We start from the raw sequence: 18,134 nt of genomic DNA, 5'->3' as shown, positions 1-18,134 counted from the left end.
TGTTTTGATTAGATTTTTTCGTTTTGCCTATTTTTTAATCAAATCCACAAGTCGTGTGCCCGACTTATCCCGCCTCACCCTGAACAATCTTGTGAACAACTTTCACAGCGGGCGGGATAAGGCACGCAAGTCATTGATTCAAAAGAAAAACAGGAGGATCGCTTAAAAAATGGGCAGAAGACCCCGGATTTTCGGGCTGCGTCCCGCTTATCCACCGCGCAACCCGCATGTACGCATTTACCCCCATTCGTACTGGACAAGCATGTGGACAAGCCGCCAAAAATGCCGAATTCGCAACATAAGTCATTGATTTGACAAACAAGCCAGCCAATTGCTCAAAAAACAGGCAAACCTGTGCGTCGCAGCCGGACGCGTTCAAACGCCTTGCGACCCGCTCCCCTCACAGGCCTCATCACGCGCATGCGCTGCAAGCGCCCCGCAGACGGCACCGGCAACCAGGGGAAAGACATAGACGCCGAGGGATTTGGGAAACGGCGTGCCGGAGGTCGCTGAAAAGCATGCAGCCAGCGCGGCGACACCGCTCACCGCACCCAGCACGGCGCCGAACTCCCTGGTGCTCAGTACCTGGAGCAGGCCCCTGAGAGGCCAGCCGACCACATAGATCACCCCCGCCAAAGCGGCAGGAACAGCACCTATGCCATAGCCGAACACGACGAGCAGCCAGTTCACCGGCAGGACCGGCGCACCGTCCGCGCCCACAAGCATCACGGTCAGCACGCCCACACCGGGACCGACCAGCAGGAAAACGAGCACAGGCAGGAGGTAGGGCTTGATATGCATGGAGCCAAGCCTAGCGCACCGCTGACCGCGGCCCGGGAGACCCACCTCAACCCGGCCCCTGGCGCCAGACATTGCCTGATATAGGCCCGATACAGAGCCCGATACAGGGTACAAACACCCTTCGCCCCACAGAATTGCAGCCCCCCTTGATAACCATGAGCCAGGATTCCCCCGCCTCCTCCCCTTTTGCCCCGCCCTTCTTCACCGCCCGCCTCACGCCCAGCGGCCTGCAGGTCGATGCCTGGGCCGACCAGCCGCTGTTGCACTCGCTGGAGCAGGGCGGCGTGGACTGGCCCAGTTCCTGCCGCAACGGCACCTGCCGCACCTGCATCGGGCAGCTGGTGTCGGGCAGCGTGCGCTACGAGATCGAATGGCCGGGCGTGACGCGCGAGGAGCGGGCCGAGGGCTGCGTGCTGCCCTGCATCGCCTATCCCGAAGGCGATGTGGTGCTGCAGGACCCCGGCCCCTGAATCCGGCCAAAGCCCGCGCCGCCTGCGGCCGATGGCCGCTGGAATAGAATGTGCGCTTTCGCAAGGTCATTCCGGGTCATGCCGATTGCCGACAGCGGCTGCGCCGCGCCACACGTTCTTTGGAAGCCCACTTCTGACGCCTGCCAGGCCGAGGGAGCCGGCGCGTGTGCCGCGCCCCGTCCGCACGACCCGGCTCCTCCAGAAGGCACTCCATGAACAACTCCACGTCCCCCGTGCCCATCTCGCCGGTGGAAGACATCATTGCCGACATGCGCGCGGGCCGCATGGTCATCCTCGTCGATGAGGAAGATCGCGAGAACGAAGGCGACCTGGTGCTGGCCGCCGACCATGTCACCCCCGAGGCGATCAACTTCATGGCGCGCTTCGGCCGCGGCCTGATCTGCCTGACGCTCACGCGCGAGCGCTGCGAATACCTGAAGCTGCCGCCCATGGCCGCGCGCAACGGCACCGTGTACAGCACGGCCTTCACCGTCTCCATCGAAGCGGCCGAGGGCGTGACCACCGGCATCTCCGCCGCCGACCGCGCCCGTACCGTGCAGGCCGCCGTGGCCAAGGACTCCAAGCCCACGGACCTGGTCCAGCCGGGCCACATCTTCCCGCTGCAGGCCGTCGACGGCGGCGTGCTCATGCGCGCCGGTCACACCGAGGCCGGCTGCGACTTCGCCGCCCTGGCCGACTGCAGCCCCGCCGCCGTGATCTGCGAGATCATGAAGGACGACGGCACCATGGCCCGCCTGCCCGACCTGCAGCTGTTCGCTGCCGAGCACGGCCTGAAGATCGGCACCATTGCCGACCTGATCCAGTACCGCAGCCGCAACGAAACTCTGCTCAGCAAGGTCGGCGAGCGCCCGCTGCAGACGGCGCATGGCGAGTTCATCGCCCATGCCTTCCGCGACCTGCCCAGCCAGTCCGTGCACCTGGCCCTGGTCAAGGGCCAGTGGGATGCCGACACGCCCGTGCCCGTGCGCGTGCATGAGCCGCTGTCCGTGCTGGATGCGCTGGAGACCGGCCGCACCCTGCATTCCTGGAGCCTGGACACCAGCCTCGAATACATCGCCCGCCAGGGCCACGGCGTGGCCGTGCTGCTCAACTGCGGCGAAAGCGGCGACCAGCTGCTGGCCCAGTTCGACGGCAGCGCACGCGCCGCCCAGGCGCCCGAGCGCGGCCGCATGGACCTGCGCACCTATGGCGTGGGCGCGCAGATCCTGCGCGAGTGCGGCGTGCAGCGCATGCAGCTCATGGGCCAGCCGCGCCGCCTGCCCAGCATGGCCGGCTACGGCCTCGAAATCAGCGGCTACATCCCCAAGGAATAAGAAATGTTGAACGCAGAAAAGGGCCAGGCCCTGAATCTTGATGGTGCGCAACTGCGCATTGGCATCGTGCAGGCCCGCTTCAATGAAAGCATCACCAACAGCCTGACCCAGGCCTGCCGCGAAGAGCTGCTGGCCCTGGGCGTGCAGGCCGGAAACATCGACCACGTCACCGTGCCCGGCGCCCTGGAAGTGCCCGTGGCGCTGCAGGCGATGGCCGAGTCCGACCGCTACGACGCCCTGGTGGCGCTGGGCTGCATCATCCGTGGGGAGACATACCACTTCGAGCTGGTGGCCAACGAATCGGGTGCGGGTGTCACGCGCCTGGCCCTGGACTACCAGCTGCCGATCGCCAACGCGATCATCACCACCGAGAACACCGAGCAGGCCATTGCACGCCAGACCGAAAAGGGACGCGACGCGGCCCGGGTCGCCGTGGAAATGGCCAACCTGCTCCAAACCATTGACCGACCATGAGCGACGAACACTCCACACCGGCCTCCGCACGCCCTCCCCGCCAGAGCCGCACCGGCCTGACCAGCACCGGCGCGCGCAAGGCCGCCTCCAAGTCCAACCGCAGCCGCGCGCGTGAATTCGCGCTGCAGGCCCTGTACCAGCACCTGGTGGGCGGCAACGACGTGGAGGCCATCGACCGCTTCACGCGCGACCTGTCGGGCTTTCACAAGGCCGACTCGGTGCACTACGACGCGCTGCTGCGCGGCTGCATCAACTCCCAGGTGGACCTGGACGCACTGATCGCCCCCAAGCTGGACCGCACCATGGCCGAGATCTCGCCCATCGAGCACGCCAGCATGTGGATAGGCGTCTATGAATTCCAGCACTGCATGGACGTGCCCTGGCGCGTGGTACTCAACGAGTGCATCGAGCTGGCCAAGGAATTCGGCGGCACCGACGGCCACAAGTACGTGAACGCCGTGCTCAACGGCCTGGCGCCCACGCTGCGCGCCGATGAGGTGGCACACGACCGCGCCGCAAAGAGCAGCGCAGCGCCTGCTGCACCGGCCGCGCCTGCGGCCGACGACGCGGCCGGCCAGGCCGGCTGAAGCGCGTCCTGCCACGCGCCTGCATCCACCGGGGCACAGGCCCCGCCGCATCCGGCCGTCCCTGGCCCGCCCGCGCCTGCCGGGCGCGGGCGCCTCTTTCAGGATTTCACCCGTCATGAAGTTTTCGACCCGCGCCGACCGCATTGAGCCCTTTTACGTGATGGAGATCGCCAAGGCGGCGCAGGAGATGGCGCGCGGCTGCGCGGACAGCGACACGCCGATGATCTTCCTGAACATCGGCGAGCCCGACTTCACCGCGCCCCCGCTGGTGCAGGAGGCTGCGGCCCGTGCCGTGCAGGACGGCGCCACGCAGTACACGCCGGCCCTGGGCCTGCCCCAGCTGCGCGAGCGCATCAGCCACTGGTATGCGCAGCGCTTCGGCGTGGATGTGCCGGCGCGGCGCATCGTGGTCACGGCCGGCGCCTCGGCCGCGCTGCAGCTGGCCTGCCTGGCGACCATCGACGCGGGCGACGAAATCCTCATGCCCGACCCCAGCTATCCCTGCAACCGCCACTTCGTGAGCGCAGCCGAAGGCCGGGCCGTGATGGTGCCGACCACGGCGGCCGAGCGCTACCAGCTGAGCGCCGACAAGGTCGAGGCCGCCTGGAACGCGCACACGCGCGGCGTGCTGCTGGCCTCGCCCTCCAACCCCACCGGCACCTCGATTGCACCGGCCGAGCTGCGCCGCATCCTTGACGTGGTGCGCGCCCGGGGCGGGCTGACCATCATCGACGAGATCTACCTGGGCCTTTCGTACGATGCGGCTTTCGGCCAGACCGCGCTGGCGCTGGGCGAGGACGTGATCAGCATCAACAGCTTCAGCAAGTACTTCAACATGACGGGCTGGCGCCTGGGCTGGATGGTGGTGCCCGAGGCCATGGTGCCCGTGGTCGAGCGCGTGGCGCAGAACCTCTTCATCTGCGCCAGCACCGTCTCGCAGCGCGCCGCCCTGGCCTGCTTCGAGCCCGAGTCCATTGCCGAGTACGAACGCCGCCGCGCCGAGTTCAAGGCCCGGCGCGACTTCTTCATCCCCGCGCTCGAGGCCCTGGGCCTGCCCGTGCCCGTACAGCCCGACGGCGCCTTCTACGCCTGGGCCGACTGCCGTGCCGCTGCCGCCAGGCTCGGCGTCCAGGGCAGCTGGGACTTTGCCTACGCCGTCATGGAGCGCGCCCACCTGGCCATCACGCCGGGCCGCGACTTCGGCACGTTCGAGACCGCCGACTTCGTGCGCTTTTCGACGGCCAACTCCATGGAACAGCTGCAGGAGGCCGTGCGCCGCCTGCAGCGCCTGCTGGCCTGAGGCCCGCCGCACATGGGCTTCGAATTTCCCATCCGCGTCTACTGGGAGGACACCGATGCCGGAGGCATCGTGTTCTACGCCAACTACCTCAAGTTCTTCGAGCGCGCCCGCACCGAGTGGCTGCGCGCCCTGGGCATAGGCCAGCAGCAGCTGCGGGAACAAACGGGCGGCATGTTTGTCGTAACCCAGGCCCAGCTGCAATACCTGCGGGCGGCCCGGCTCGATGACCAACTCCTTGTTACCGCCGAGCTGCAAAGCAGTGGCCGCGCTTCGCTGACAATACGCCAGCAGGCGCTGCTGGCATCCGCCGGCGATGGCAATGCGCCGCCGCCCCTGTTGTGCGAAGGCACGATCCGCATTGGATGGGTGGATGGCTCGACCATGCGCCCCGCAAGAATTCCGAACCGCATCCTGGAGCAACTCTCATGAACTCCCATGACATGTCCATACTCAGCCTCGTGCTGCAGGCCAGCTGGGTCGTGCAGCTGGTCATGCTGATCCTTGTGGGCGCCTCGGTGGCCAGTTGGGCCACCATCTTCCGCAAGTCGCAGACCTTGAAGCGCGTGCGCACGCTCAACGACGGCTTCGAGCAGGACTTCTGGTCGGGCACCAGCCTCAACGACCTCTATGCCTCGGCGGCCCACCATGCCAAGCAGGGCGGCCCCATGGAACGCATCTTCGCCAGCGGCATGCGCGAGTACCAGAAGCTGCGCGAGCGCCGCATCGCCGATGTGAACCAGTTGATGGACGGCACGCGCCGCGCCATGCGCGCCAGCTTCCAGCGCGAGATGGACGAGGTCGAATCGGGCCTGTCCTTCCTGGGCACCGTGGGCTCGGTCTCTCCCTACGTGGGCCTGTTCGGCACCGTCTGGGGCGTGATGCACGCCTTCACCGGCTTTGCCAACATGGAGCAGATCACGCTGGCCACCGTGGCCCCCGGCATTGCCGAGGCGCTGGTGGCCACGGCCATGGGCCTGTTCGCCGCCATCCCGGCCGTCACGGCCTACAACCGCTACGCCCACCAGATCGACCGCGTGGCCAGCCAGCAGGAAACCTTCATCGAAGAGTTCTCCAACATCCTGCAGCGCAACGTGGGTGCGACCGGCTCCAGCACCCCGTCCGGCCATTGAAGTCGCGCACAGTTTGCAAGGAGTGAGCACATGCCCGCAGTAGCCTCGCGCGGCGGCCGCAGCCGCCGCACCGTCAACGAGATCAACATGGTGCCCTTCATCGACGTGATGCTGGTGCTGCTCATCATCTTCATGGTGACGGCGCCCATGCTCACGCCGGGCTCCATCAACGTGCCCAGCGCCGGCAAGGCCGCGCGCACGCCCCCGAAGCGCGCCGACGTGATGATCGACAAGGACGGCGGCATCCGCATCAAGGCCGGCAGCACCGACAAGACCGTCACGATCCAGGAACTGGGCGCGGTCGCCAGGAGCTGGCAGGACCAGCAAAGCGACGACAGCGCCGTGCTGATCTCGGCCGACAAGAAGCTGCCCTTCGAGACCGTGATGGCCGCCATGTCGGCCCTGCAATCGGCCGGCGTCAAGCGCGTGGCCTTCGGCGTCAAGTCCTCCCAGTAAGCAGCGCCGCCCGCCTTCGACTCCATGCCCAACCTGCAAGACCACGACCAGTTCGCACCGCCGCGCACGCGCGGCCGCACCCGTTCGTGGGCCATGGCCGTGGCCGCGCACGGGCTGCTCGTGGCCGCCATGCTGTGGACCGTGCGCCCCCCGAAGCAGGCCGACGAGCCCATGGTCGAGGCCGAGTTCTGGTCCACGGCCGCGCCGGCCCCTGCCCTGCCCGTGCCCGCGCCTCCCCCGCCACCTGCGCCCGAGCCCGTTCCCCAGCCGCCACCGCCGCCGCCCGCGCCCGTGATTGCGCCGCCCCCACCTCCCAAGCCGCAGGCCGTGGACGACGACCGCGAGGCCGAGATCGCGCTGGAGAAGAAGCGCAAGATCGAGCAGCAAAAGAAGGAGCGCGCCGAACAGGCCGCCCGCGAGCAGCGCGAAAAGGAACGCCAGGAGCGCCTGGACAAGGAAAAGGCCGACAAGGCGGCCAAGGACAAGGCCGAGCGCGAGAAGGCGGAAAAAGCCGAGAAGGACCGCCGCGACAAGCTCGAGCAGCAGAAAAAGGACAAGGCCGAGCAGGACCGCAAGGAACGCCTGGAGCAGCAAAAGAAGGACAAGGCCGAAAAGGAAAAGGCGGACAAGGAAAAAGCTGCCAAGGACAAGGCCGAGCGCGAGAAAGCCGAGAAGGCGGAGAAAGAAAAGGCCGCCAAGGCAGAAGCCGAGAAGAAGGCCGCCGAGGACAAGCGCAAGAAGGAACAGGCCGCCAAGGAAGCGCGCGAGGCCAAGGAAGCCGAGGCACGCCGCCTGGAGAACATCCGCCGCATGCAGGGCCTGGCCGGCAGCGGCGGCTCGGCCGGCGAAGGCGCCGGTGGCAGCAAGAGCGGCGGCTCGGGCAGCTCCGCCGGAGGCCCCTCGGCCGGCTATGGTGCCAAGGTGGCCGCGCGCGTCAGGCCCAACATCGTCTACCCGGACGCCATCAGCGGTAACCCGCGTGCCGAGGTGCGCGTGCGCGCAGCACCCGACGGCACCATTACGAGTGCCACCATCGCCAAATCCAGCGGCAACAAGGCCTGGGACGATGCCGTCATCCGCGCGCTGCAAAAGACCGAGACGCTGCCGCGCGACATCGATGGCCGCGTGCCCTCGGATCTGGTCATCGACTTCCGCCCGCAGGACTGAACGGACACGGGCCCTTCATCAAAAAGCCCCGCCGGTACCTGCCGGCGGGGCTTTTTCCATCTTGCGTTGTATGCAATCCGCCACGCGCCTGCGACTTCGCTTGCGGCACCGGCCGCTTGTCCCTAGCATCCCCGTCTTTGCCGCATTCGCGGCACCCGTCCACCATCGCAAAGGAGAGAACCCATGTCCCATTCGACACGTCCCTTTGCAGTCGTGCACGCTTGAAGCCCTAGCGCCTCCAGGCCACGCTGCAGACCTGATTTCCGGCCCCGCAAGAGGCCCGGCTTTCGGCTGCGCGTGCGCTTTTCCTGATGCCTGTCCATCGAGCTTGCGGCGACTGCCCATTGCGCATTCCGCATCTGCCGGAATGTGCCCCAAGCACTCGATCGAAAGCCATTCATGGGCAATTCCATAGTATTCCGTGGCGCAAACGCGGCACCCGCAATCACTCAAGCCAGAGACACCGAGGAAGGGCCGCCCCGCACCGAGGGTGTCGTCTCCTCCCGCGAAGCGAGAGGGGGGAAGGCGCGCAGCGACTCAGGGGGGCCGGACATCCATCTTCAGGTGTTCGCCAACCGCGGCGTCTGGATTGAAGACGCCGCCATCCAACAACTTCAAACGACGGCCCGCAACCTGGCCGGCATGCGCGCAGCCGTGGGCCTGCCGGACCTGCACCCGGGCCGGGGCTACCCGGTAGGGGCGGCCTTCTTTTCCGTGGGCCGCTTCTACCCGGCCCTGGTCGGCGGCGACATCGGCTGCGGCATGTCGCTGTACAGCACGGAGCTGGCAGCGCACAAGACCTCGGCCCCCAAGCTGGAAAAGGCGGTGGGCAACATCGACGGCCCCCTGCCCCAGGAACTGCTGGATGCCGTGGACATGCAGCAGCTGGAGCACGTCGCCCAGGCCAGCGGCGTGGCCGACCTGGCGTATCTGCAGGACAGCCTGGGCACCATTGGCGGCGGCAACCACTTTGCCGAACTGCAGGTGGTGGACACGCTGTACGAGGACGGCGCGCTCGACAGGAAGCGCGTGCACCTCATGGTGCACAGCGGCTCGCGCGGGCTGGGCGGCGCCATCCTGCGCGCCCATGTGGAGGCCTTCAGCCACGACGGCCTGGCCGCCAGCAGCGATGCCGCCACGCAGTACCTGCGCCAGCACGCGGCCGCCATCGCCTTCGCCCAACTGAACCGCGCCAGCATTGCGGCACGCCTGCTGCGCGCCCTGCGCACGCGCGGCCAGGCCCTGCTGGACATCACCCACAACCACGTGATCGCCCACCACTGGCGCGGCGAAGACGGCTTTTTGCACCGCAAGGGCGCCACGCCGGCCGACCAGGGTCTGGTGGTGATCCCGGGTTCGCGCGGCGACTACAGCTACCTTGTGCGGCCCGTGGCCGGGCGTGACGAGGCACTGCACTCGCTGGCGCACGGCGCGGGCCGCAAGTGGGCACGTACCGATTGCATGGGCCGCCTGCGCCCGCGCTTCACGCTGGACGAACTGCTGCGCACAAAATTCGGCAGCGCCGTGGTCTGCGCCGACCGCGAACTGGTCTACGAGGAGGCCCCCCAGGCCTACAAGGACGTGGACTCCGTCGTCGCCAGCCTGCAGGAAGCCGGCCTGGTGCAGCTGGTGGCGCGGCTGCGCCCCCTGCTGACCTACAAGAAGGGAGCCATGCAATGCTGCTGATCCAGCTGACCGCATCCCACGGCCCCGCCGAGTGCGAGCATGCCGTGCGCCTGACCCTGCGCGAGCTGCTGCGCGACTGCGCTGCCAGCGGCATCACCGTGGACGTGCTGGAAGAAACGCCCACGCCGGCCGGCTACAGGTCCGTGCTGCTGCGCTGCGAGGGCGACACCGGCCTGCTTCACGGCACGCTGGGCGCCTGGCTGGGCACCATCCAGTGGGTCTTCGACAGTCCCCTGCGCCCCCACCACCCGCGCAGGAACTGGTTCGTGGCCGTGCAACAGTGCGAGCCGCCCCGGCAATTGCCGGCAGACGGCGAAATCGTCTTCCAGGCCTGCAAGGCCTCGGGCAAGGGCGGCCAGCATGTCAACACCACGGACTCCGCCGTCCATGCCCTGCATGTGCCCAGCGGGATCTCGGTGAAGGTCATGAGCGAGCGCAGCCAGCACGCCAACAAGCGGCTGGCGCGCGAGCTGCTGGCCCTGAAGCTGGCGCGCCTCAACGCGCAGGGCGAGGGCCAGGCCCGGCGCACGCGCAGCCAGCTGCACTGGGAGGTGGAGCGCGGCAGCCCCGTGAAGGTGTTCCGCGCCTGAACGCCCCGGGGCTAGCCCCTGGCGCACATGTAGATGCCCAGGGCCAGCAGGCCCAGCATCAGCACGCGCTTGAAGACCTGGGGCGACAGCGACTGGCGCAGCCGCTCGCCCCAGGCCATGCCGGCCAGGGCGGGCAGCAGCATCAGCGCGGAAACCAGGGCTGTGGCACCCCATCCCGTCCAGGACGAAGCGGCATGGCCCGGCCCCTGCGCCAGCGCCATGCCCGCGCCCAGCGCCAGCGTGGACACCGTGAAGCACAGGCCCATGGCCTGCATCAGCGCCTGCCGGCCCAGCGCCAGCGATTGCAAAAAGGCCACGGCCGGCACCACGAACACGCCGGTCAGCGCCGTGATCCCGCCCGTCAGCAGACCACACAACAGGCCCAGCCAGGCCTGATGCCTCTGCGGCAACTGCAGGCCCGGCCCCCACAGGCCCCACAGGCCCCACAGGCCCCACAGGGCATACGCAACCAGGGCCACGCCCAGCGCCGTGCGCGCCACGGCGGCCTCGCCCACCGGGCCCCACCACAGCATGCCGCCCACCGTGCCCGCGACAATGCCCAGCTGCATCCAGCCCAGGCGCCGCAGCAGCGGCCACAGCGATGGCAGGGGCCGCATCTGCACCACATTGGTCACCAGGGACGGCACCAGCAGCCAGGCCGCCGCCTGCCCGGCCGGCATGAACAGCGCCAGCAGCGCCATGGACACCGTGGGCAGGCCCAGGCCCACCACCCCCTTGACGACACCGGCCAGCCCGAACACGGCCACCGCCGCCGCCAGCACCCACCACGCATCCCACATCACGGCCACCCTGCACTTTCCACCGACTTGGCTCAGGCCCTTCCTGAACCTCATGGCGCCATGCTCGTGCACCAACAAAGGGATCACAATCGGGAATCTTCAAACCAAGGCTCAGGCATGGCCTGATCCTTCAGCACCACAGGCCATGCGATTCGACCTCACCGACCTGCAGCTGTTCGTCCACATCCTCGACTGCGGCACGCTCACCGCGGCGGCCGGGCGCGCGCACATGACGCTGGCCTCGGCCAGCGAGCGCGTGCGCGGCATGGAGGCGCAACTGGGCTGCGCCCTGCTCGCTCGCCAGGCGCGCGGCGTACGGCCCACGGCGGCCGGCCACACGCTGGGCCAGCATGCGCGCAGCGTGCTGGCCCAGATGCAGCGCCTGCGCGGCGACATGGCCGAATACGGCGCGGGGCTGGCCGGCCATGTGCGCGTCTGCGGCAACACCTCGGCCGTGGGCGAGCACCTGCCGCTGGCCGTGGCGGGCTTTCTGCGCAGCCACCCGCGCGTGGCGCTGGAGCTGCAGGAATGCGGCAGCGCCGAAGTGCTGGACCGGCTGCGCCAGGGCCTGTGCGACATCGGCGTGGCCAGCGATGCGCAGGACACCACCGGCCTGCAGGCCACGCCCTGGCGCCCCGACCCGCTGGTGGCCGTGCTGCCGCGCGGCCACCGCCTGGCCCGGCGCACGCGCCTGGCCTTGCAGGAGCTGCTGGCCGAAGACTGGGTGGGCCTGCCGCACGATGCCGCCCTGCAGATGCTGGTGCGCCAGCAGGCCGCCTTGCTGGGGGGGCCGTCGGAAGGGCAGTTGCGCTGGCGTGCCCAGCTGCAGCACCTGGACAGCATCTGCCAGCTGGTGGGCCAGGGCGTGGGCGTGGCCGTCATGCCGGCGGCAGCCGCGCAGCGCCTGGCCCCGGCCAGCGGCGCCCGCGCCGTGCCCTTGAGCGATGCCTGGGCCCGGCGCCAGCTGCTGCTGTGCACGGCCCGGGAAGACCAGTTGCCCGCCCATGCCAGGCAGTTGCTGGAGCATCTGCAAGGGCTTGGCTCGCCTGAGCCTTAGCGAACCATGTTGGAAAGCGCTATGCAGGACAATACGGGGATCATGACCCTCAAAGCCCCCGAACTGCTGCTGCCGGCCGGCTCGCTCGACAAGATGCGCGCGGCCTACGACTTTGGCGCCGACGCCATCTACGCCGGGCAACCCCGCTACAGCCTGCGCGCACGCAACAACGAATTCCGCCTCGAACAGATCGCCCAGGGCATCTCCGAGGCGCATGCGCGGGGCAAGAAATTCTTCGTCACCAGCAACCTGATCGCCCACAACGACAAGGTGCGCACCTATATCCGCGACATCGAGCCCGTGATCGAGTGCAAGCCCGACGCGCTGATCATGGCCGACCCCGGCCTGATCATGATGGTCAAGGAAAAGTGGCCCGAGACCGAGGTCCATCTCTCGGTGCAGGCCAACACCACCAACTGGGCCACGGTGAAGTTCTGGCAGAAGGCCGGCGTCTCGCGCATCATCCTGTCGCGCGAGCTGTCGCTGGACGAGATCGAGAAGATCCGCCAGGAATGCCCGGACATGGAGATCGAGGTCTTCGTGCACGGCGCCCTGTGCATCGCCTACTCGGGCCGCTGCCTGCTGTCGGGCTACTTCAACCGGCGCGATCCCAACCAGGGCACCTGCACCAATGCCTGCCGCTGGGACTACAAGACGCATGACGCGGCCGTGGACCCCAATACCGGCGAGGCCCTGGCCCAGACCATGGAGCAGGACTTCAGCTTCGAGAAGGCCCGCGAGGAGGCCGACAGCCAGTTCACCAGCACCTGCGGCGACGGCGCGCGCCACCCCAAGGCCGAGCAGGTCTACCTGCTGGAGGAAAAGGGCCGCCCCGGCGAGCTGATGCCCATCATGGAAGACGAGCACGGCACCTACATCATGAACTCCAAGGACCTGCGCGCCGTGGAGCATGTGGAGCGCCTGGTGAAGATCGGCGTGGACTCGCTCAAGATCGAGGGCCGCACCAAGAGCCTGTACTACGTGGCCCGCACGGCCCAGGTCTACCGCCGCGCCATCGACGATGCCGTGGCCGGCCGCCCCTTCAACCCCCACCTGATCACCGAACTCGAAGGCCTGGCCAACCGTGGCTACACGGGCGGCCTGCTGGAGCGCCGTCCCTCGCAGGACTACCAGAACTACGAGACCGGCCACTCGGTGCTGCAGCGCAGCCACTTCGTGGGCGAAGTGCGCAGCTATGCCGACGGCATGGCGGAGGTGGAGACCAAGAACCGCTTCTCGGTGGGCGACACGCTGGAGATCATCCACCCCCAGGGCAACCGCCAGGTGCTGCTGGAGAAGATGTTCAACCTCGACGGCGAGCCCGTGCAGGTGGCCCAGGGCAACCCGGTGCGCGTGCGCATCCCCCTGGAAGGCCCGGCTGAAGGCGCGCTGATCTCGCGCCTGCTCTGAGGGCGGGCTTCGCCCCTGCTTCCAGTTTTTCTTCTTGGCGGCCGTCCAGGTCCATTGCCGCAATGGCCTGGAGCGGGCGCCTTTTTCTTTCATTCCTCATTTCTGCACTGCCATGGACATCGTCGTCAACGAAGAACTCAAGGCCTACATCGACCCGCTGACCCCCGATGAACTCGACGCGCTGGAGCGCAGCATCCTGGCCGAGGGCTGCCGCGATGCGCTCGTGCTCTGGAACGACCTGCTCATCGACGGCCACAACCGCTACGCCATCTGCCAAAAGCACGGCCTGCCCTTCAACACCATCCAGGCCACGCAGTTCAAGAACATGGATGACGTGCACCTGTGGATGATCGACCAGCACCTGGGCCGCCGCAGCGTGTCCGACTTCCAGCGCGGCGTGCTGGCGCTGCGCAAGCGCGAGATCATTGCGGCCCGCCGCTCGGCCGCTGCCGCCGCCGTGATGGCGGCCAAGGCCGAGGCGCCGGCCCAGCCCGAAGGCGAAGCGCCCTGGGAAGGCGAGACCGACCCCGTGGTCGCCGCCGCCCTGGCCAGCGTGGCCAAGGTGCCCGATGAGGCCCTGGACACGCGCGAGGCCCTGGCCCGCGTGGCCCGCCTGTCCAGCAGCCAGGTCAAGCTGATCGAGACCATCCAGCAAAAGGCCGCGCCCGAAGTGGTGGCAGCCGTGCGCTCGGGCGACATCTCGCTGAGCACCGCCGCCGTGGTCGCCAGCCTGCCCGTGGATGAGCAGCAGGCCGTGGCCGCCGCCGGCGCCGACGAACTCAAGCAGGCCGCCAAGCGCGTGCGCGATGCGAAGAAAAAGCCCAAGGCCGCCAAGCCCGAAGCCGACGCTGCCGACGGCGAAGGTGCGGCCGTGACCGCCTCGCCCGAGGAACTGCAGCAGCGCGTGAACGAACTTGAAGCCGAGAACGAGCGCCTGCGCCAGCAGATCAAGGCCTTGCAGGAACTGCTGGCCGAACAGGGCTGATCCCCGGGCCGCGACCTCCCCAGGCATGACGCGCTACCAGGAACTGGCCGACGATATCGAGGCCTCCATCGCCGCGGGCGTGCTGCGCGCGGGCGACAAGCTGCCCTCCGTGCGTCACACCAGCGAGCGGCGCGGCGTCAGCGCCTCCACGGTGTTCCAGGCCTACTATCTGCTGGAGGCACGCGGCCTGGTGCGCGCGCGCGAGCGCTCGGGCTACTTCGTCGCGGCGCGGCCGCACAGCGCCCCGCCCGAGCCCACGCAGCTGTCGGCCCCCCCGGGCGAGCGCTTTGCCGTGGTCGATGTGAGCGAGCGGGTGTTCGAGGTTCTGGAATCGTCCATGGACCGCGATGTCGTGCCGCTGGGCTCGGCCTTTCCCTCGCCACGCCTGTTCCCGCTGCAGCGCCTGGGCCAGGCCCTGGCCCGCGCCGCGCGCCAGGCCGATCCGCACAGCGCCCTCGACGACCTCACGCCCGGCAGCATGGCATTGCGACGCCAGATCGCGCGGCGCTACCTGGCCGACGGTCTGGCACTGTCACCGTCCGACCTGGTCATCACCAATGGCGCGCTGGAGGCACTGAACCTGTGTCTGGCCGCCGTCACGCGGCCCGGTGGCGCCGTGGTCATCGAATCTCCCTGCTTCTATGGCGCGCTGCAGGCTCTGGAGCGCATGGGGCTGTCCGCCATCGAGGTGCCCACGCATCCCGGCGAAGGCATGGACCTGGCCGCGCTGGAGACCGCCGTGCAGCGCCACCGGCCCCAGGCCATCTGGTTGATGACCAGCTTCCAGAATCCGCTGGGCAGCCTGATGCCCGAGGCGCGCAAGAAGGCCCTGGTGGAACTGGCCACGCGCCACCAGCTGCCGCTGATCGAGGACGATGTCTACGGCGAGCTGTACTTTGGCGAACACCGCCCGCCACCGGCCAAGGCCTTCGACATCGAGGGCTGGGTGCTGCACTGCGCCTCGTTCTCCAAGTGCCTGGCGCCCGGCTGGCGCGTGGGCTGGACCGCTCCGGGCCGCTTCACGCGCGCCGTGGCGCGGCAAAAGCTCACCACCACGCTGGCCACCAATGCCCCCAGCCAGCAGGCGCTGGCCGACTACCTGGAAAGCGGTGGCGTGGACCGCCACCTGCGCCGCCTGCGCCAGAGCCTGGCCCTGCAGCGGGACCACATGGCATCGGCCATTGCCCACCACTTTCCACAAGGCACGCGGGCCACGCGGCCCGAGGGCGGCTACTTCATGTGGATAGAGCTGCCGCCGTACTGCGATGCGCTGGCCCTGCACCGCGCAGCGCTGGCGCGCGGCATCAGCGTGGCGCCGGGGCCGATCTTCTCGGCCTCGCAGGCCTTCGGCCATTGCCTGCGGCTGAACTACGGCCATGACTGGAGCGACGAGACCGGGCAGGCCCTGGCCACGCTGGGCGAGCTGGCCCGCGCAATGCAGTCCCTTCCAGCAGCAAAAGCAGCAGGGTAAGCGCCCGCTGCGCTGGCGGCACCTGCTGCGCTGTAGCGCCCGGGCAACGCGACCCCGCGCAGCTGCTGCCAGCCTGGTGCCGGCTGGATGATTCTCATTTAGACTCGCGCACCGAACCGGCATTGCCGCCATGCATGCTGACCGGTCCTTGTCTCCTGCTTCCGCCTCGCCCGCCGCCACGCGTCCTGCAGCCTGCCAGCCGACCCTTCAGCGCTGCACCATTCCCAGAGGCACAAAGGAAGTTTTCCATGGTTTCCAGCAATCACTGCGCCACGCTCACACGCTGCGCGGCCGCTGTCGCCGCCGCCCTGCTGTCGCTGCAGGCGTCGGCACAGGCACCATCGCCCACCACCACCGCACCCGAGGCCGGCCTGTCCACCATCACCGTCACGGGCAACTGGCTGGACAACCCCAGCGAGGAAAAAGTGCTGGACCATGCCGGCGCGCGCACCATCGTCGAGCGGGCGCGCATCGAGGAAACCGGCGCCTCCAGCCTGCGCGACGTGCTGCGCCTGGTGCCCGGCGTGCAGGTGCAGGACAGCAACGGCACGGGCGGCAGCGATGTGTCGCTGAACATCGGCGTGCGCGGCCTGACGGCACGCCTGTCGCCGCGCTCGTATGTGCTGATGGACGGCGTGCCCGTCTCCTACGCGCCCTACGGCCAGCCCCAGCTGTCGCTGGCGCCCGTCTCGCTGGGCAACCTGGAGTCGGTGGACGTGATCCGCGGCGCGGGCTCGGTGCGCTACGGCCCCCAGAACGTGGGCGGCATCATCAACTTCGTCACGCGCGCCATTCCCAAGACCTTCGCGGCCGAGGCCTCGGTGGGCACCGAGTTCTACAGCCACGGCGGCAATGCCAAGACCACGCCCAGCCTCTTCGTGGGCGGCACCAGCGAATCCGGCCTGGGCCTGGCCCTGCTGTACTCGGGCACGCATGGCGACGGCTGGCGCGCAGGCAATGACAAGACCGATATCGACGACATCCTGCTCAAGGGCGCCTACCGCATCTCGGCCCAGGACGACATCGCCGTCTCGCTGCACCACTTCGAGGGCTCGGGCCGCATGCCCGGCGGCCTGACCACGGCGCAGTACGCGGCCGACCCGTTCCAGTCCACGCGCTCCTACGACAGCTTCGACGGCCGCCGCACCGATGCCTCGTTCAAGTACAACCACAAGGACGGGCGCAACAACTTCGAGCTGCTGGGCTACTACGTGGACTCGTTCCGCGGCAGCCACATCGAGCAGGACAACGCCAACCAGCGCCGCCTGACCGCCGCGCCGCGCAGCTACCACTACTTCGGCATCGAGCCGCGCTACTCGCGCCTGTTCGAGACCGGCTCCGTGGTGCAGGAAGTCAGCGTGGGCTACCGCTACCTCAAGGAAAGCAGCTCCGAGGTCGCGCTGCGCACCGCCTACTACAACCCCGCCACCATGGCCAACGCCATGGCCCTGCCGATCACGCCCTACCAGACCAGCCAGGGCGGCACCACGGCCCATGCCTTCTACATCGATGACCGCATCGACATCGGCAACTGGACCATCACCCCCGGCGTGCGCTACGAACGCATCAACTCCTTCAACAACGTCAGCAACCTGGGCGCCGACGGCAGCACCGTCACCAGCCAGCTGTTCCCCAAGGCCGAGGCACGCGAGCTCCTGCCCACGCTGTCCGTGCTCTACCGCATGAATGCGCAGTGGTCGCTGTTCGCCAACGCGGGCAAGTCCTTCGGACCGCAGCAGTATGCGCAGCTGGCCCAGACCGAGCGCGGCCTGCATCCCGAATCGGCCAAGACCTATGAGGTGGGCACGCACTACAACAGCCCGGCGCTGAACGCCGAGCTGACGCTGTTCAACATCGACTTCGACAAGGAACTGCTGCTGACCCGCGTGGGCGTGGACGGCATCTGGACCGACCTGGGCGCCACGCGCCACCGCGGCATCGAGTCCTCGCTGCGCTACGACCTGGGCCAGTGGAATGCCGCGCTCAAGGGGCTGACGGCGGGTGTGTCCTATACCTACACCGAGGCCGTCTCGCGCGCCGGCGATTTCGCGGGGCGCGACCTGCCGCTGTACTCGCGCCACACGGGCCAGCTGTGGGCGCGCTATGCGCTGGGGCAGTGGACGCTGAATGCGGACCTGGCCGCGCAATCGAAGCAGCGCTCTCCGGGGTCGGGCACGCAGTATGTGACGCAGGAAGATGCTGCGGGGCGGCTGGGCGATATTCCCGGGTTTGCGACCGTGGGCCTGCGTGCGGGCTATGACTTTGGCAAGTCGCTGGGCAATCTGCGGGTGGCCGTGGGGGTCAAGAATCTGTTTGATCGCAGGTACTACACGCGGTCTACGGACAACAACGGGGGCAAGTATGTGGGGATGCCTCGGACGTTGTATGTGCAGGGGACGTTGCCGTTCTGAGGCTT

The 18,134-nt window shown here is 68.4% G+C and carries 18 protein-coding genes; 16 read left to right on the top strand and 2 right to left on the bottom strand.

Annotation, left to right across the window (positions count from 1 at the left end):
- Nucleotides 1-375: 375 nt before the first annotated feature.
- Nucleotides 376-801 carry a hypothetical protein gene (locus tag ACN20X_RS11665; protein WP_016453902.1) on the bottom strand — a complete coding sequence of 142 codons (426 nt, stop codon included), beginning with the start codon at nucleotides 799-801 and terminating at the stop codon, nucleotides 376-378.
- A 155-nt stretch (nucleotides 802-956) separates the two neighbouring features.
- On the opposite strand from ACN20X_RS11665, the gene ACN20X_RS11660 reads away from it, so the two are divergent.
- From ACN20X_RS11660 to prfH, 11 genes are all read left to right on the top strand, one after another.
- Complete coding sequence (locus ACN20X_RS11660) at nucleotides 957-1,271, top strand: 2Fe-2S iron-sulfur cluster-binding protein (protein WP_013803407.1); 315 nt, start codon at nucleotides 957-959, stop codon at nucleotides 1,269-1,271.
- Between the two features lie 212 nt (nucleotides 1,272-1,483).
- On the top strand, nucleotides 1,484-2,605 hold the full coding sequence (gene ribBA / locus ACN20X_RS11655) for a bifunctional 3,4-dihydroxy-2-butanone-4-phosphate synthase/GTP cyclohydrolase II (protein ID WP_473210628.1): 1,122 nt from the start codon (nucleotides 1,484-1,486) through the stop codon (nucleotides 2,603-2,605).
- A 3-nt stretch (nucleotides 2,606-2,608) separates the two neighbouring features.
- Nucleotides 2,609-3,079 (top strand): 6,7-dimethyl-8-ribityllumazine synthase, encoded by a 471-nt coding sequence (ribH, locus tag ACN20X_RS11650; protein ID WP_016450458.1) that lies wholly within the window; start codon nucleotides 2,609-2,611, stop codon nucleotides 3,077-3,079.
- The gene (gene nusB / locus ACN20X_RS11645) at nucleotides 3,076-3,666 is read left to right on the top strand and encodes a transcription antitermination factor NusB (protein ID WP_016453904.1); all 591 of its coding nucleotides are present in this window, start codon (nucleotides 3,076-3,078) and stop codon (nucleotides 3,664-3,666) included. The genes ribH and nusB overlap by 4 nt, the downstream gene beginning before the upstream one ends.
- 115 nt (nucleotides 3,667-3,781) lie before the next feature.
- Complete coding sequence (locus ACN20X_RS11640; protein WP_016453905.1) at nucleotides 3,782-4,966, top strand: pyridoxal phosphate-dependent aminotransferase; 1,185 nt, start codon at nucleotides 3,782-3,784, stop codon at nucleotides 4,964-4,966.
- Between the two features lie 12 nt (nucleotides 4,967-4,978).
- Nucleotides 4,979-5,395 (top strand): tol-pal system-associated acyl-CoA thioesterase, encoded by a 417-nt coding sequence (ybgC, locus tag ACN20X_RS11635; protein WP_133074236.1) that lies wholly within the window; start codon nucleotides 4,979-4,981, stop codon nucleotides 5,393-5,395.
- On the top strand, nucleotides 5,392-6,096 hold the full coding sequence (gene tolQ, locus ACN20X_RS11630) for a protein TolQ (RefSeq protein ID WP_016450454.1): 705 nt from the start codon (nucleotides 5,392-5,394) through the stop codon (nucleotides 6,094-6,096). The genes ybgC and tolQ overlap by 4 nt, the downstream gene beginning before the upstream one ends.
- Nucleotides 6,097-6,126: 30 nt before the next feature.
- The gene (locus tag ACN20X_RS11625) at nucleotides 6,127-6,552 is read left to right on the top strand and encodes a biopolymer transporter ExbD (RefSeq protein ID WP_016453907.1); all 426 of its coding nucleotides are present in this window, start codon (nucleotides 6,127-6,129) and stop codon (nucleotides 6,550-6,552) included.
- Nucleotides 6,553-6,576: 24 nt separating this feature from the next.
- Nucleotides 6,577-7,719, top strand: a complete 1,143-nt coding sequence (gene tolA, locus ACN20X_RS11620; RefSeq protein WP_473210627.1) for a cell envelope integrity protein TolA — start codon at nucleotides 6,577-6,579, stop codon at nucleotides 7,717-7,719.
- A 399-nt stretch (nucleotides 7,720-8,118) separates the two neighbouring features.
- The gene (locus ACN20X_RS11615) at nucleotides 8,119-9,405 is read left to right on the top strand and encodes an RNA ligase RtcB family protein (protein ID WP_473210626.1); all 1,287 of its coding nucleotides are present in this window, start codon (nucleotides 8,119-8,121) and stop codon (nucleotides 9,403-9,405) included.
- Nucleotides 9,396-9,995 carry a peptide chain release factor H gene (gene prfH / locus ACN20X_RS11610; protein ID WP_017406060.1) on the top strand — a complete coding sequence of 200 codons (600 nt, stop codon included), beginning with the start codon at nucleotides 9,396-9,398 and terminating at the stop codon, nucleotides 9,993-9,995. The genes ACN20X_RS11615 and prfH overlap by 10 nt, the downstream gene beginning before the upstream one ends.
- 11 nt (nucleotides 9,996-10,006) lie before the next feature.
- Here prfH and ACN20X_RS11605 read toward each other — a convergent pair whose 3' ends face one another.
- Entirely contained in the window at nucleotides 10,007-10,795 is a 789-nt protein-coding gene (locus ACN20X_RS11605) for a TSUP family transporter (protein WP_473210809.1), read from the bottom strand.
- Nucleotides 10,796-10,940: 145 nt separating this feature from the next.
- On the opposite strand from ACN20X_RS11605, the gene ACN20X_RS11600 reads away from it, so the two are divergent.
- The 5 genes from ACN20X_RS11600 (at nucleotide 10,941) to ACN20X_RS11580 (ending at nucleotide 18,129) form a co-directional block, all read left to right on the top strand.
- The gene (locus tag ACN20X_RS11600) at nucleotides 10,941-11,852 is read left to right on the top strand and encodes a LysR family transcriptional regulator (RefSeq protein ID WP_016453912.1); all 912 of its coding nucleotides are present in this window, start codon (nucleotides 10,941-10,943) and stop codon (nucleotides 11,850-11,852) included.
- 21 nt (nucleotides 11,853-11,873) lie between these two features.
- On the top strand, nucleotides 11,874-13,262 hold the full coding sequence (gene trhP / locus ACN20X_RS11595) for a prephenate-dependent tRNA uridine(34) hydroxylase TrhP (protein WP_016453913.1): 1,389 nt from the start codon (nucleotides 11,874-11,876) through the stop codon (nucleotides 13,260-13,262).
- 112 nt (nucleotides 13,263-13,374) lie between these two features.
- Nucleotides 13,375-14,247 (top strand): hypothetical protein, encoded by an 873-nt coding sequence (locus ACN20X_RS11590; RefSeq protein ID WP_016450446.1) that lies wholly within the window; start codon nucleotides 13,375-13,377, stop codon nucleotides 14,245-14,247.
- Nucleotides 14,248-14,272: 25 nt separating this feature from the next.
- Nucleotides 14,273-15,718, top strand: coding sequence for an aminotransferase-like domain-containing protein (locus tag ACN20X_RS11585; protein WP_473210625.1), 1,446 nt, complete (start codon nucleotides 14,273-14,275; stop codon nucleotides 15,716-15,718).
- 248 nt (nucleotides 15,719-15,966) lie between these two features.
- A complete protein-coding gene (locus tag ACN20X_RS11580) occupies nucleotides 15,967-18,129 on the top strand; it encodes a TonB-dependent receptor family protein (protein WP_473210624.1) in 2,163 nt (720 codons plus the stop codon).
- Nucleotides 18,130-18,134: the final 5 nt, after the last annotated feature.

It is taken from the genome of Delftia sp. PX-1, from assembly GCF_055797465.1.
The sequence above is the reverse complement of the archived record's forward strand: the minus strand, read 5'-3'. Positions and strand labels throughout refer to the sequence as shown.

Coding starts and splice junctions, on each gene's coding strand:
- ACN20X_RS11615 (WP_473210626.1), top strand. CDS start 8,119: ATGGGCAATTCCATAGTATTCCGTGGCGCAAACGCGGCACCCGCAATC.
- ybgC (WP_133074236.1), top strand. CDS start 4,979: ATGGGCTTCGAATTTCCCATCCGCGTCTACTGGGAGGACACCGATGCC.
- ACN20X_RS11585 (WP_473210625.1), top strand. CDS start 14,273: ATGACGCGCTACCAGGAACTGGCCGACGATATCGAGGCCTCCATCGCC.
- nusB (WP_016453904.1), top strand. CDS start 3,076: ATGAGCGACGAACACTCCACACCGGCCTCCGCACGCCCTCCCCGCCAG.
- trhP (WP_016453913.1), top strand. CDS start 11,874: ATGCAGGACAATACGGGGATCATGACCCTCAAAGCCCCCGAACTGCTG.
- ACN20X_RS11625 (WP_016453907.1), top strand. CDS start 6,127: ATGCCCGCAGTAGCCTCGCGCGGCGGCCGCAGCCGCCGCACCGTCAAC.
- ACN20X_RS11590 (WP_016450446.1), top strand. CDS start 13,375: ATGGACATCGTCGTCAACGAAGAACTCAAGGCCTACATCGACCCGCTG.
- ACN20X_RS11580 (WP_473210624.1), top strand. CDS start 15,967: ATGGTTTCCAGCAATCACTGCGCCACGCTCACACGCTGCGCGGCCGCT.
- tolA (WP_473210627.1), top strand. CDS start 6,577: ATGCCCAACCTGCAAGACCACGACCAGTTCGCACCGCCGCGCACGCGC.
- ACN20X_RS11600 (WP_016453912.1), top strand. CDS start 10,941: ATGCGATTCGACCTCACCGACCTGCAGCTGTTCGTCCACATCCTCGAC.
- tolQ (WP_016450454.1), top strand. CDS start 5,392: ATGAACTCCCATGACATGTCCATACTCAGCCTCGTGCTGCAGGCCAGC.
- ACN20X_RS11665 (WP_016453902.1), bottom strand. CDS start 801: ATGCATATCAAGCCCTACCTCCTGCCTGTGCTCGTTTTCCTGCTGGTC.
- ribH (WP_016450458.1), top strand. CDS start 2,609: ATGTTGAACGCAGAAAAGGGCCAGGCCCTGAATCTTGATGGTGCGCAA.
- ACN20X_RS11640 (WP_016453905.1), top strand. CDS start 3,782: ATGAAGTTTTCGACCCGCGCCGACCGCATTGAGCCCTTTTACGTGATG.
- ACN20X_RS11605 (WP_473210809.1), bottom strand. CDS start 10,795: ATGTGGGATGCGTGGTGGGTGCTGGCGGCGGCGGTGGCCGTGTTCGGG.
- ribBA (WP_473210628.1), top strand. CDS start 1,484: ATGAACAACTCCACGTCCCCCGTGCCCATCTCGCCGGTGGAAGACATC.
- prfH (WP_017406060.1), top strand. CDS start 9,396: ATGCTGCTGATCCAGCTGACCGCATCCCACGGCCCCGCCGAGTGCGAG.
- ACN20X_RS11660 (WP_013803407.1), top strand. CDS start 957: ATGAGCCAGGATTCCCCCGCCTCCTCCCCTTTTGCCCCGCCCTTCTTC.